This window comes from Paenarthrobacter sp. AMU7, from assembly GCF_041200195.1.
Classification (GTDB): Bacteria; Actinomycetota; Actinomycetes; order Actinomycetales; family Micrococcaceae; genus Arthrobacter.
In genome coordinates this window covers 3,759,867-3,771,941 of sequence record NZ_CP165735.1, presented here as the reverse complement: position 1 = coordinate 3,771,941, position 12,075 = coordinate 3,759,867, and the positions used below count along the sequence as shown (strand labels likewise).

The following is a 12,075-nucleotide window of genomic DNA, read 5'->3' as shown; positions in this document are numbered from 1 at the left end:
CTGCCACCCTCATTTCCCCGAAAGGCAACCACATGACCGACTCCAGTCCGCCCACCAACCCGAGGGTCGCCGTCGTCACCGGGGCAGGTTCGGGGATCGGGCGGGCCGTTGCCCGGCTGATGCTCGCCGAGGGTTACCGCGTTGCGCTGGCCGGGCGCCGTGAGGCGCAACTGCTGGAGACCGCCGGCGACCATCCGGAGGCGCTTGCGGTTCCGTGCGACGTGACAGCGCCCGACGACGTCGCGCATCTTTTCGCGGAGGTCCGCCGGCGCTGGGGCCGGGTTGATGTGCTGTTCAACAACGCCGGGATCTTTGGGCCGGCCGGAGACGTCGGCGAGATCAGTGTGGACGAGTGGGAAGCGACGCTGCGGGTCAACGTGACCGGCTCCATGCTGTGTGCGGCCGAGGCTGTGCGGACGATGAAGGCCCAAGAGCCCCAGGGTGGCCGCATCATCAACAACGGCTCCATTTCGGCGCATTCGCCCAGGCCCAGGTCTGTGGCGTATACGGTGACCAAGCATGCGATGACGGGGTTGACCAAGAGCATAGAGCTGGATGGCCGGGAGTTTGGCATCACCTGCGGGCAGATCGACATCGGCAATACCCGCACCGAAATCATGGACACCATCGGCGTCGGCTCCGGCGCGCTGCAGGCAGACGGGAGCCGCAAAGTGGAACCCATGTTCCCCGTGGACGACGCCGCCCGGGCTGTGCTGATGATGGCCAACATGCCGGCGTCAGCCAGTGTGGGTTCCCTGGTGGTGACGGCTGCCGGCATGCCCTTCGTAGGCCGCGGCTAACCCAAGAGCCTGCCCCGACCGCCAGGCCGCTTACCGCCACCACCCACTTTGAAAGCCGTATGCCCGCGACACGCCTCACAGGGGGTGTGTCGCGGGCATTTTCGTGCTCAAAGAAGGTGGTGGAGGTGCAGGCGCGGACCTTCTAAACCAAATGTGACTTCCATAATATGGAAACTCATTTCCCCCTTGCGGAATGATGTGAGCAGGATTACATTGAAAATATCCCCCGAAAATGTGGGGCTGTTCCCAAACTGATTGGTTCAGATCAATGAAGATCCCAGACCCCGCGGCGCTGAAGGCGAGTTCGGCCCCGCAGAAGAAAAAGCGGCTGTACCAGTCGCTCTTTTTTCAAATCCTGATCGCCGTCGTCGCAGGTGTACTCATCGGCCATTTTTGGCCGACCATCGGGTCCGCCCTCCGGCCACTGGGTGATGGATTCATTCAACTCATCAAAATGATCATTGCCCCGCTGATTTTCCTCGTGATCGTCACAGGCATCTCGGCAGTGGGCGACGTCAAGGCGGTCGGAAGGGTCGGGGTCAAGGCGCTCCTGTACTTCACCGGCGCCACCCTCTTTGCCCTGGTTTTCGGCCTCATCGTGGGAAACATCGTTCAGCCCGGCGCCGGGCTGAACATCGACCCCTCCACGCTGTCCCAGGACGCCCTCAACGCCAAGACCGGAAACGCGCCTCCCAAGGACGCAGCAGCATTCATCCTGGATGTTATTCCCGTCAGCGTGATTGGCGCCTTCGCCAACAACAGCCTGCTCCAGGTCCTGTTCTTTTCGGTCTTCTTCGGTGCGGCCATCGTGGTTATCGGGCGCGAACGCTGCATGCCGGTCATCAGCCTCATGGAGACCGTCCTGGAGCTGATCTTCAAGATCATGTCCTGGATCATGAAGGTGGCCCCCATCGGCGCGTTCGGTGCCATGGCGTTCATCATCGGCCAGTACGGGCTGGGCACGCTCAGTACATACGCCCTCCTGATAGCTGCCTGCTACGGTGCGGCGATTGTCTTCATCGCGTTGCTGTTCCTGGTGGCATGGGGCTTCGCCCGTGTACCACTCTGGTCCTTCCTCAAATACACCCGTGAAGAGTTCCTGCTGGCGCTCGGTACGGCTTCCACCGAAGCGGTCATGCCGCGCATCATGACCAAGCTGACCAATGCCGGCTGCTCGCGTGCCACCACGGGTCTGGTAGTTCCCACGGGCTACTCCTTCAACCTCGACGGCGCCGCGATCTACCTCTCCATCTCGCTGCTGTTCCTGGCCCAGGCGTTCGGCCATAATCTTGACCTCGGCCAGCAGTTGGCTGCCCTCGGCGTGCTGCTCCTGACCTCCAAGGGCATGGCGGGCGTGCCGGGCTCCTCCTTCCTGGCGCTTTCCGCCACGGCAGCAGCGTTGGGCATCTTCCCTGTAGCCGGTGTTGCACTCCTCCTCGGAGCCGACCGCCTCATGGACTCCATGCGCGTGGTGGTGAACCTGCTGGGCAACTGCGTGGCAACGTTCGTGGTGGCCAAATGGGAAGGCCAGTTTGACCGCAGCGTCATGCTGCGCGCCTTCAACGGCGAAATCACCAACCATGACTCCGCCATCATGCTCGGCAAGGAAGAGGTGTTTGAGGAGCAAGAACTCGAACGCATCAGCGGTGGCCAGGAACCGTCCCCGAAGTTCCGCGGTGGCCCCGCGGCGGAGGACATCCCGCAATTCGAAATGAGCAAGCGGAGTGGCCAGGCGTCCACCCCGGACTAACTCCAGAGTTTTATACAGCCAACGCCCTTAAGACACGGTCTTAGGGGCATTGGCTGTAGAAAAACTCCCTAGAGGGGGAGGAGCCCGGAGAGGTCCGCGCGCAGGCCGGACGCGGTCACCCGGTGGGTTGAAACCGCGTCCGCCCACGAAAGGCTGCCGGTCACCAACGAAAGCCACGTGGCGGCGTCGCACTCGATCACGTTCGGTGGAGTTCCGCGCGTGTGGCGGGGACCCTCCACGCATTGGGTGACGCCGAACGGCGGCACGCGGACCTCCACCGAATTGCCGGGAGCGCGGGCGGTGACTTCCTCCAGGGAGTAGCGGACCGCCGTCGCAATTAACGAGCGCGACGGCGGGTTCCCGGCAACGGTGCCCGGCGAACCAACGGTGCCGGAAGATTCGACGGCGGCCCGCCAGGCTCCCAGCGCGGCGCGGCCTTCCTCAATGTTGACGCGGCGTCGTGCAACGGCCATGGGTTTTCTCCTCTGAAGTACTAGTCGAGCAGGGCCGAGACGGCGTGGCCCAGCCGGATTTTGCCCACGGTGCGTCCGCCTCCGAGGACGGGCTCCACTACTCGTTCCAGGACGTTGGAGACGGCCGGAATGTCCACGGCTCCGCTCACGGCCAAGAGGGTGAGTCCCACCAAGGACGTGGCGCGGAGGTTCCCGTCCAGCATCTTCACGGCCACCGTTGCGCCGGTGGACGTGGCCAGGACCAGAATGCCCTCGGCGCCGATTTTCGCCAGGACCTCAAGTTCTTCCATGACGATGGTGTTGGACTCGCCCGTTCCTTGGACGGCCCAGGGGTAGTCCAGCATGGAGGTGGCGATGGTGGCAGCCCGGGCGTTGGAGGATTTATCCCCCGGGGACTTGGCCAACCGGGAATAGGCGCGGGCAATGCCGGTCAACGAGATGGCGGCAACAGGGGCACCGCACCCGTCGATCCCCAGGTGGGAGATGGGTTCGCCGCTGTATTCCTCAATGACGGACCGGACCCTCTGTTGGAGCGGGTGGTTCGGCTCAAGGTAGCTGCGCAGGTCCCAGCCGTTTTCGGTGCAGGCCCAGAGGAAAGCGGCGTGCTTGCCGGAGCAGTTGAAGGCCAGCTTGGACTGGCCCCGCTCCGACCGGACCAGCCAGTTTCGGGCAGTCTCGTCCTGCGGCCAGGCGGTGGGGCACTGGAGGTTCTCTTCTTTCACTCCAGCCGCTTTGAGCATTCCCTCCACAACGTCCATGTGATCCAGGGACCCGGTGTGGCTGCCGCAGGCAACAGCAACCTGTGCGCCACGCAGGGGCACGCCGGACTGCATGGAGGCCAGGGCCTGGAAGGGCTTGAGAGTGGAGCGGGCGAGGATGGGGGCATCGATGTCACCGAGACGGGTGACCACCGAGCCGTCGCCGGCGAGAACAACGGCCGCGCCGATGTGCCGGGACTCTATAAAGCCACTTCGTTCGATCACTGCCAGTTCCACCGCGGACTCAACGCTGAACGTTTCATGCGAACTCATGGGCATAAGCCAAGTCTAGGGCGCAGCAAGGTCCGGTGAATGACACAGCTTAGGCCGCGCGCCCTTCACAAAGTACCCTTGAGGACTGTGAAGGTACTCGTCATTGGCCCAGGCGGCCGCGAACACGCCATTGTCCGCTCTCTGCTTGAAGATCCCAACGTTTCCGAGGTCCACGCGGCCCCGGGCAACGCGGGCATCAGCAAACTCGTTCCCACCCATGCGGTTGATGGGAACAACCCGGAAGCCGTGTCTGCCCTCGCCACCAAGCTCGGCGTGGACCTGGTTGTGGTAGGACCCGAGGCGCCGCTGGCTGCCGGTGTGTCCGACGCCGTCCGCGAAGCCGGCATTCCGGTGTTCGGTCCCAGCAAGGAAGCTGCCCAGTTGGAGGCTTCCAAGGCTTTCGCCAAGCAGATCATGGCCGAAGCCAACGTCCCCACGGCCATGGCCCGCGTGGCCACCAACGCCGAGGAAGCTGCTGACGCCCTGGACACGTTCGGCGCGCCGCACGTCGTCAAGGACGACGGCCTTGCCGCAGGTAAGGGCGTCGTGGTCACCAAGGACCGCGCGGAGGCTTTGGCCCACGCGCAGGCTTGCTTCGACGCCGGTGGAACCGTGGTGATCGAGGAATTCCTTGACGGCCCCGAGGTTTCCTTGTTCGTCCTCTGCGACGGCCGCACCACTGTCCCGCTGTCCCCGGCGCAGGATTTCAAGCGCATCTTCGACAACGACGAAGGCCCCAACACCGGCGGCATGGGTGCGTACACCCCGCTTGAGTGGGCTCCCGAAGGCCTGGTCCAGGAAGTCATCGACCGCGTGGCCCAGCCCACCGTGGACGAGATGGCCCGCCGCGGCACCCCCTTCGTCGGCGTGCTCTACTGCGGCCTGGCCCTGACCTCCCGCGGAACCCGAGTCATCGAGTTCAACGTCCGCTTCGGCGATCCCGAGACGCAGGCTGTCCTGGCCCGCCTCAAGACGCCGCTCGGCGCGCTGCTGCTGGCAGCTGCCAAGGGCGAACTGGACACCGCCGAGGAGCTGCGCTGGTCCAAGGACACAGCAGTCGCCGTCGTCGTAGCCGCCGAAAACTACCCGGACGCACCCCGGACGGGTGACCGCATCCGCGGGCTGAAGAAGGTTGATGAGCTGGACGGCGTGCACGTGGTCCACGCCGGCACCAAGCTGGATGATGAAGGCAAGGTGGTCTCCGCAGGCGGCCGCGTCCTTGCGGTTGTCGCGCTTGGTTCCGATCTGGTGGAAGCGCGCGAAAAAGCGTACGACGGCGTGGAGCTGGTTCAGCTTGAAGGCTCACAGTTCCGCACGGACATCGGTGGCAAGGCCGCCCGCGGTGAAATCCGCGTACCGCACACGGCCACCGGAACCATCCCGAAAGTGCAGGCCTAGGCATGACTGAAGGACTCCCCACCGGCGGGTTCGAAACGGAGACCCTGGAGCTTCCGGGCTGGACGCACGTCTACTCCGGCAAGGTCCGCGACCTCTATATCCCGGCCGATGAAGCCATCACGGAGAAGATCGGCCAAGAGTGCGTCCTGGTAGTGGCCAGCGACCGTATCAGCGCCTACGACCATGTTCTGAGCAGCGAAATTCCGGACAAGGGCCGCGTCCTGACGCAGCTGAGCCTGTGGTGGTTCGACCAGTTGGACGTGGAGCACCATGTGCTGGCGTCCACGGTTGACGGTGGCGTTCCTGCCGCCGTCGAGGGCCGGGCCATGATCTGCAAGAAGCTGGACATGTTCCCGGTGGAGTGCATTGCCCGCGGCTACCTCACTGGCTCCGGCCTGGTGGAGTATAAGGAATCCGGCACGGTCTGCGAGATTCCGTTGCCCGAAGGCCTCGTGGACGGCTCCCGCTTGGACAAGGCGCTGTTCACGCCGTCGGCGAAGGCCGAGGTGGGCGAACACGACGTCAACATCACCTACGACGACGTTGTGGCCATGGTGGGCGATGATATCGCCGCACGCCTCAGCGAGCTGACGTTGAAGATCTACACCCGCGCCGAGGAGATCGCCCGCGAACGGGGCATCATCCTGGCCGACACCAAGGTGGAGTTCGGCATTGATGCGGCCACTGGCATCATCACGCTGGGCGACGAAGTCCTCACCCCGGATTCTTCGCGCTTCTGGGACGCGTCCACGTACGCGCCGGGCAAGTCGCAGCCCTCCTATGACAAGCAGTACGTCCGCGACTGGCTGACGTCCGCCGAGTCCGGCTGGGACAAGTCCTCCGACACGCCGCCGCCGGCCCTGCCCGCCGAGGTTGTAGAGCGCACCCGCGCCCGCTATGTGGAGGCTTACGAGAAACTCACCGGCCGTACGTTCGCCTAAGCGTTAACGCAAACTGCCCCGGACCGTCTGGTCCGGGGCAGTTATGCTTTGAAGCGGGCTACGCTTCCGAGTGCTCCTTCGCCGCACGGCGCTCAGCCAGTCGGATCTCCAGCACGGCGTCCATTGCCTGCTGGACCCTGTCTGAAGCTCCTGCCGCGCTGAAGTCGTGCTGGGCCTCTTCCAGGAACTGGAGGGCCTCAGAGGCTTCGCCGGCGGCTTTCAGTGACTTCCCGAGCAACAGCGAGACTTCGCCGGCAGTGTGGCGGGCCAGGACCTTGCGGTCTGCATGGATTTCGCGGAGCTTTTCGACGGCGGCCGGAATGTCGCCGGTCAGGTACAGCCAGCGGGCGCGAATGAAGGCAACCTCCAGCTGATCCGTCTTGTTTCCGCCCACAATGGACAGCGCGAGTTCCGCACGTTCAATGGCGGAAAGGGTTTCAGGCTCCACGATCCCCGAGGATAGGCGGACCGCTGCGGAGGCTTTGTTGAAGCGGGCCCACAGTTCGATGTCGTTGGCGGGGGAGAGGAGCTTGGCCGCGCGCTCGTGGTGCTTGATGCCCTCCACATAGTCGTGGCGCATGAAGGCCACGTTGCCTACCACCCATGCCACCTCGCCGGCGAGCTGGGACATGGAGTGCTCGTCCATGTGCTCGATCATGGCCAGGCAATACTCCCAGGCCTCATCAAGCTTGCCGCTCTCGGCAAGTGCACCAATCAGCGCGCGGTGCGCGCCGATGATGAGAGTGGAACCCTTGGGCAGCTGTTCGCTGAGTTTGACGGCTTGCTTGGCATGCTCGACGGCGGTGGCCAGCTGACCTTGTCCGTGACACACCGCGGCAAGCATCTGCCAGGCGCGCACTCCCAAGCCGGCGGATTCGGTGGCCATAGGGTGCTCCAGGAGGTGCTCAACGATTTGCTGGCATTCCTTCAGCTGCCCTTGTTTCATGACGCATTCGGCCTGCATGTACGTCATGTTCCACCAGGCGCTGTTGTTCTTGGCCTCAAGGGCGATCTGCGCGGCGGTGGCGGCGTGGCTGGCAGCGAGTTGGTAGTCGCGGAGGTCCCAGGCTTGTCGGGCGTAGAGTCCGGCGAGGACGTACTCTGCGTCGCTCACGGAAACGGGTTGGCTCCACGCTTCCAAGGCTTTGGGCGCGAGTTCGAGCCGGCGCGCCAGTTCTTCGATGACCTCAGCCGTTGGTTCGCGACGGCCTGTTTCCAGCAGCGAAATGTAGCTGGGCGAATACAGGTTTTTGCCGAGCTCTGCCTGCGTCAACCCACGTTCGAGCCGTTCGGCACGTAGCTTCTCGCCGAATCCGTTTCCCACGGGTGCCTCCTACAGGTGTCTTTTGACCAAAACCTTGACAGTCTCTGTGGAAAACATTTTACAATGTATGTCAACAGGGACCGTGCAATTTCCGTAACGAATCCGACTCGCATTGGGGTACTACATCATGTTCAAGAAAATCATCGCTTCAGTGGCCGTGGCGGGCGCACTGACTTTCGCAGTCGCGGCTCCCGGTGTGGTCTCTGCTGCTCCCGCAGCCGATTCCAGCACCGTCAGTGCTATTGGCAACTGGCCCGATCCTATGCGCGTAGCGGCGCCGACCAAGTCAACGGACACCACGTACACGCCGATGTCCATCGGCAACTGGCCGGACCCCATGTAAATCAATTGTAGTAAAAGAAACCCCGGAGCGTGACGAGCGATGCTCCGGGGTTTTCTTTTGCCCATCGGTAAAGGCAGGGGAAACACAAAAGAGGGTCTTCCAGATGGAAGACCCTCTTTGTTTGGTCGGGATGACAGGATTTGAACCTGCGACCTCTTCGTCCCGAACGAAGCGCGCTACCAAGCTGCGCTACATCCCGATCCGCTGCGAAAGCAACTGTTCAAGAATAGCCGAAACGTCCCGTGATGCGAAATCGGAGGGTAGGTGTCGCTCCTCACAGCGGCCGGCCAAGGGGAGCTACACCAACGAGTCCCGCCAGGCCCCGTGCAGCTGGGCAAACCGCCCGCCTCCGCTGATCAATTCTGCTGGCGTCCCATCCTCCACGATGCGTCCGTCATGGACCACCAAAACCCTGTCGGCCGTCTCTACCGTGGAGAGCCGGTGGGCGATGATGATCGCGGTGCGGGCGGAGTTCCCGCCGGCCACGCCTTCCAAGAGCTGGGCGAGTCCCTGCTGAACCATCCGCTCTGACGGAATGTCCAGCGAGGACGTTGCTTCGTCAAGGATCAGCACGGCCGGCGCGGCAAGGAAGGCCCGGGCGAAACCAATGAGCTGGCGCTGGCCTGAGGACACGCGCCCACCGCGCTTATTGACGTCCGTGTCGTAGCCCTCAGGGAGGCTCACGATAAACTCGTGGGCTCCCACAGCGGCTGCAGCAGCCTCGATCTCGGCCCGTGAAGCCTCAGGCCGGCCCAACGCGATGTTGTCCGCCACGGAACCGCTGAAGAGGAATGCTTCCTGGGTCACCATTACTACCGCTCGGCGGAGGTCGGTGGTGGACAAGTCCCTGAGATCCACCCCATCCAGATTGATCGAACCGGACGTGACGTCGTAGAAACGCGCCACGAGCTTGGCCAACGTGGACTTGCCGGCCCCTGTCTGTCCCACCAGCGCAATGGTCTGTCCGGCCGGGATATGCAGATCCATCCTGGGAACAACCAGGTTGCCGTCGCCGTAGCCGAACTCCACGCCCTTGAAATCGATCTCGCCCCGGGAACTCTTCAGCGGCACCGGGTTCTTGGGTGGGCGGACCGTGGGAACTTCTTCGAGGAGCCCGGATACCTTCTCCAGTGCGGCCTGGGCGCTCTGGAAGGAGTTGTAGAACATGGCCATCTGGTCCACGGGCTGGAAGAAGCGTTTGGTGGAGAGGATCAATGCGAGCAACACACCGACCGCGAGGTCACCGCTGAGCACCCGGAATCCACCGAACAGCAGGACCACGGCCACGCAAACATTGCCGATCAGCACCAGGCCCGGCTGGAAAATGCCGTTCAGGTTGATGGAGCGGACGGTGTTTTTGCGGTAATCCTCAGCCAACTCGCCGTAACGCTCAGCGTTCTCAGGCTCCTTGCGGAAGGCCTTCACAGCGCGGATGCCGGTCATGGTCTCCACGAAGTGCACAATCAAGCGGGCGGACACCACCCGGGATTCACGGAACGCGATCTGCGAGTGCTTCTGGTACCAGCGGGCCAGGAAGAACATGGGGACGCCGGCGCCGAGGACGATCAGTCCACTGCGCCAGTCGAGCGCAAAGATCGTAAAAGCGGTGAACACCATGAACAGCATGCCGGACGCCAGGGAACTGACACCGGAATCGAGGAGTTCGCGGAGTGCTTCAAGGTCCGAGGTCTGCCGGGCAATGATGCGCCCGGACGTGTATTTCTCGTGGAATTCCAAGCTCAGCCGCTGGGTGTGCCGGAAGACGCGGAGCCGGAGATCCAGGAGCATGGCTTGGCTGAGCCTAGCCGTGGAGGTCACGTACAGCGCAGTCATGCCGGCGGTAGCGATCGCAGCGGCCAAATACAGGGCACCCGCAAGTACCAGCGGCCCGTTGTCACCCGCCTGCAACGCCGGGAGGGCGTTGTCGATGCCAAAGGCGATCAGCGCCGGACCGGCAACCCGGGTGAGCTGCGAGACCACCACCATCACGATCGTCAGCCAGAAACGCAACCGCACAGGGCGGATGAGCGAGGCAAGCAAGGTGAGCGACCGGCGTCGTACGGCTTTGCTGTCTGCTTTGGTGAGGAGCGTGTTGTCCTCGTTGGCGGTTCCAAACGTTGTGGCACTCACCGGCGGGCCTCCTCAGCTTCTTCGAGCTCGTCCAGTTCGGTGTCCAGGTCTTTGGGACCGGTGTCCAGGCTGGCAATGACGTAGCGGTAATGGTCGTTTTCGGCCAACAGTTCCGTGTGGGTCCCGACGGCGGTGATGGTGCCGTTTTCGAGCAACGCCACCCGGTCCGCCAACGCCACAGTGGATGGGCGATGCGCGACGATCAAAGTGGTGGTCTCGCGGAGAACCTCCCGTAGACGGGCTTCCACTCGTTCCTCGGTGTTCACGTCCAACGCGGACAGGGGATCATCAAGTACCAGGACCTTCGGCTTGGCCGCGATGGCCCGCGCCAAGGCAATACGCTGGCGCTGGCCGCCGGATAAACTCAATCCCTCTTCACCGATCAGCGTGTCCACGCCATCGGGCAACGAGTAGGCGAACTGGGCCTGCGCCACATCCAAGGCCTCGTCCAAAGCGGCATCGCTGGGATCGGGAGCTCCCAGGAGGACGTTGTCGCGCACTGAGCTGGAGAACAGCGTGGTGTCCTCGAAGGCCACGGCGACGATCCTGCGAAGCTCGTCAATGTCGTAGTCGCGGACATCCACGCCGTCGATCGTCACAGCGCCCTCGGTCACGTCGTAGAGGCGGGGGACCAGCTGGAGCATGGCGCTCTTGCCGCTGCCAGTGATACCCACCAGGGCCATGGTCTCGCCGGGACGGATATCCAGGGTGAGATCGTGGAGGAGCGAACCGCCGTCCTCGAACCCGAAGCCAGCGTGCTCAAAGCGCAAGGCGCCCTGCACGGTCTCCGGTACCTTCGCGTGAACCGGCGAGGTGATGGTGTTTTCGGTGTCCATGACTTCGAAGTGACGGTCCAGTGCGGTCTTCGCGGTCAGAGCCATGGCCAGCAGCATGCCCGAGAATTCCACGGGAGTGGCTACTACCGCGGCTGTGGCAAAGAAGGCGACCAACGAGCCAATGCTCAGCTGGCCACTGGCAGCGAGCATGATGCCCACCACCAGCCCGACGCCCAGGGCAAGTTCCGGGAGCAGCGTGACCACCAGCGTGAAGCCGGCCTGCTGCTTGGCTTTCGCGATCTCGGTCTGACGGAGTTCCTCGGCCTGGCCGTTGAAATTTTCCAGTGCTTCACGGCTCCTGCCAAAAGCCTTCAGCACGCGAATGCCGTGGACGGATTCCTCCACGGTGGTGGCGAGGTCGCCGGCTTGGTCCTGGCTGAGGCGGGTGACCAGGCTGAAGCGGCGGCGGAAACGGAAGGAGTTGATCATGATCGGAACGGCCGCTGCCAGGAAGATCAGCGCCAACTGCCAGCTCATGGAGAACATCACGCCGACGCCGATGATGACCGTCAGCGTCGTGACCACCAGCATGATGGCGCCGAACGCCATCCAACGGCGCAGGAAGCTCAGGTCCGTCATGGCGCGGGAGAGCAGTTGGCCCGAGCCCCAGCGATCGTGGAACGCCACGGTGAGCTCTTGCAGGTGGCCGTACAGGGTCACGCGCATCCTGGTCTCAACCGTGGTGGCCGGGTTGATAACGAACTGCCGGCGCAATGCCACCAGACCCGCTTCAGCCACGCCCAACGCAAGGATCACGACGGCGGCAATCCAGACTGCGTCCGTGGAACCGCCCGGCTGCAAGGAGTTGTTGACGAGGACACGCAGTACCTGCGGAATCGTCAGCGCAACAATGCTCGCGAGCAAGGCGCAGATCAGGCCCATGAACAGGCGGGGGAGGATGGGCCGCACATGAGGGTACAGCCGGCCGACGGAGGTGAAAAATGACGTTTGCTTGGACATGCCCGCTTCTCAACAGCTGGATCTTCAGATGGTGCGGAGGTAGTTTCCCGTAGCAACTACCCTATGCCATGGCGTGATTCGTTTCACAG

10 protein-coding genes and 1 tRNA gene are annotated in these 12,075 nt (G+C 63.4%); 5 read left to right on the top strand and 6 right to left on the bottom strand.

Annotated elements, in window-relative coordinates:
- Positions 1–32: 32 nt before the first annotated feature.
- Positions 33–800 carry an SDR family oxidoreductase gene (locus ABQM86_RS17305; protein WP_280623505.1) on the top strand — a complete coding sequence of 256 codons (768 nt, stop codon included), beginning with the start codon at positions 33–35 and terminating at the stop codon, positions 798–800.
- A 268-nt stretch (positions 801–1,068) separates the two neighbouring features.
- A complete protein-coding gene (locus ABQM86_RS17300; protein ID WP_207594669.1) occupies positions 1,069–2,550 on the top strand; it encodes a cation:dicarboxylate symporter family transporter in 1,482 nt (493 codons plus the stop codon).
- Positions 2,551–2,618: 68 nt separating this feature from the next.
- On the opposite strand, the gene ABQM86_RS17295 is transcribed toward ABQM86_RS17300, so the two are convergent.
- Entirely contained in the window at positions 2,619–3,023 is a 405-nt protein-coding gene (locus ABQM86_RS17295; RefSeq protein ID WP_207594667.1) for a sterol carrier family protein, read from the bottom strand.
- Positions 3,024–3,043: 20 nt separating this feature from the next.
- Positions 3,044–4,060, bottom strand: a complete 1,017-nt coding sequence (locus tag ABQM86_RS17290) for an asparaginase (protein WP_207594666.1) — start codon at positions 4,058–4,060, stop codon at positions 3,044–3,046.
- 33 nt (positions 4,061–4,093) lie between these two features.
- On the opposite strand from ABQM86_RS17290, the gene purD reads away from it, so the two are divergent.
- Both purD and ABQM86_RS17280 read left to right on the top strand, forming a co-directional pair.
- Complete coding sequence (purD, locus tag ABQM86_RS17285) at positions 4,094–5,452, top strand: phosphoribosylamine--glycine ligase (RefSeq protein WP_369745084.1); 1,359 nt, start codon at positions 4,094–4,096, stop codon at positions 5,450–5,452.
- 2 nt (positions 5,453–5,454) lie between these two features.
- A complete protein-coding gene (locus tag ABQM86_RS17280) occupies positions 5,455–6,393 on the top strand; it encodes a phosphoribosylaminoimidazolesuccinocarboxamide synthase (RefSeq protein ID WP_280623503.1) in 939 nt (312 codons plus the stop codon).
- A 58-nt stretch (positions 6,394–6,451) separates the two neighbouring features.
- Here the strand turns inward: ABQM86_RS17280 and ABQM86_RS17275 are convergent, their stop codons facing one another.
- Entirely contained in the window at positions 6,452–7,717 is a 1,266-nt protein-coding gene (locus ABQM86_RS17275) for a helix-turn-helix domain-containing protein (protein WP_369745083.1), read from the bottom strand.
- Between the two features lie 127 nt (positions 7,718–7,844).
- Between ABQM86_RS17275 and ABQM86_RS17270 the strand changes: the two genes are divergently transcribed.
- Positions 7,845–8,060, top strand: coding sequence for a hypothetical protein (locus ABQM86_RS17270; protein WP_026546560.1), 216 nt, complete (start codon positions 7,845–7,847; stop codon positions 8,058–8,060).
- Positions 8,061–8,182: 122 nt separating this feature from the next.
- Here ABQM86_RS17270 and ABQM86_RS17265 read toward each other — a convergent pair.
- The 3 genes from ABQM86_RS17265 to ABQM86_RS17255 all read right to left on the bottom strand — a co-directional run bounded on the left by ABQM86_RS17265 (position 8,183) and on the right by ABQM86_RS17255 (position 11,986).
- Positions 8,183–8,259: transfer RNA gene (locus tag ABQM86_RS17265), tRNA-Pro, on the bottom strand.
- Positions 8,260–8,357: 98 nt separating this feature from the next.
- The gene (locus tag ABQM86_RS17260; RefSeq protein WP_369745082.1) at positions 8,358–10,190 is read right to left on the bottom strand and encodes an ABC transporter ATP-binding protein; all 1,833 of its coding nucleotides are present in this window, start codon (positions 10,188–10,190) and stop codon (positions 8,358–8,360) included.
- The gene (locus ABQM86_RS17255) at positions 10,187–11,986 is read right to left on the bottom strand and encodes an ABC transporter ATP-binding protein (RefSeq protein ID WP_207594597.1); all 1,800 of its coding nucleotides are present in this window, start codon (positions 11,984–11,986) and stop codon (positions 10,187–10,189) included. The genes ABQM86_RS17260 and ABQM86_RS17255 overlap by 4 nt, the downstream gene beginning before the upstream one ends.
- Positions 11,987–12,075 lie beyond the last annotated feature (89 nt).

Excerpts from the sequence above, each read along its gene's own strand:
- ABQM86_RS17270 (WP_026546560.1), top strand. The coding sequence starts at position 7,845 with ATGTTCAAGAAAATCATCGCTTCAGTGGCCGTGGCGGGCGCACTGACT.
- ABQM86_RS17295 (WP_207594667.1), bottom strand. The coding sequence starts at position 3,023 with ATGGCCGTTGCACGACGCCGCGTCAACATTGAGGAAGGCCGCGCCGCG.
- ABQM86_RS17255 (WP_207594597.1), bottom strand. The coding sequence starts at position 11,986 with ATGTCCAAGCAAACGTCATTTTTCACCTCCGTCGGCCGGCTGTACCCT.
- ABQM86_RS17300 (WP_207594669.1), top strand. The coding sequence starts at position 1,069 with ATGAAGATCCCAGACCCCGCGGCGCTGAAGGCGAGTTCGGCCCCGCAG.
- ABQM86_RS17290 (WP_207594666.1), bottom strand. The coding sequence starts at position 4,060 with ATGCCCATGAGTTCGCATGAAACGTTCAGCGTTGAGTCCGCGGTGGAA.
- ABQM86_RS17280 (WP_280623503.1), top strand. The coding sequence starts at position 5,455 with ATGACTGAAGGACTCCCCACCGGCGGGTTCGAAACGGAGACCCTGGAG.
- purD (WP_369745084.1), top strand. The coding sequence starts at position 4,094 with ATGACACAGCTTAGGCCGCGCGCCCTTCACAAAGTACCCTTGAGGACT.
- ABQM86_RS17305 (WP_280623505.1), top strand. The coding sequence starts at position 33 with ATGACCGACTCCAGTCCGCCCACCAACCCGAGGGTCGCCGTCGTCACC.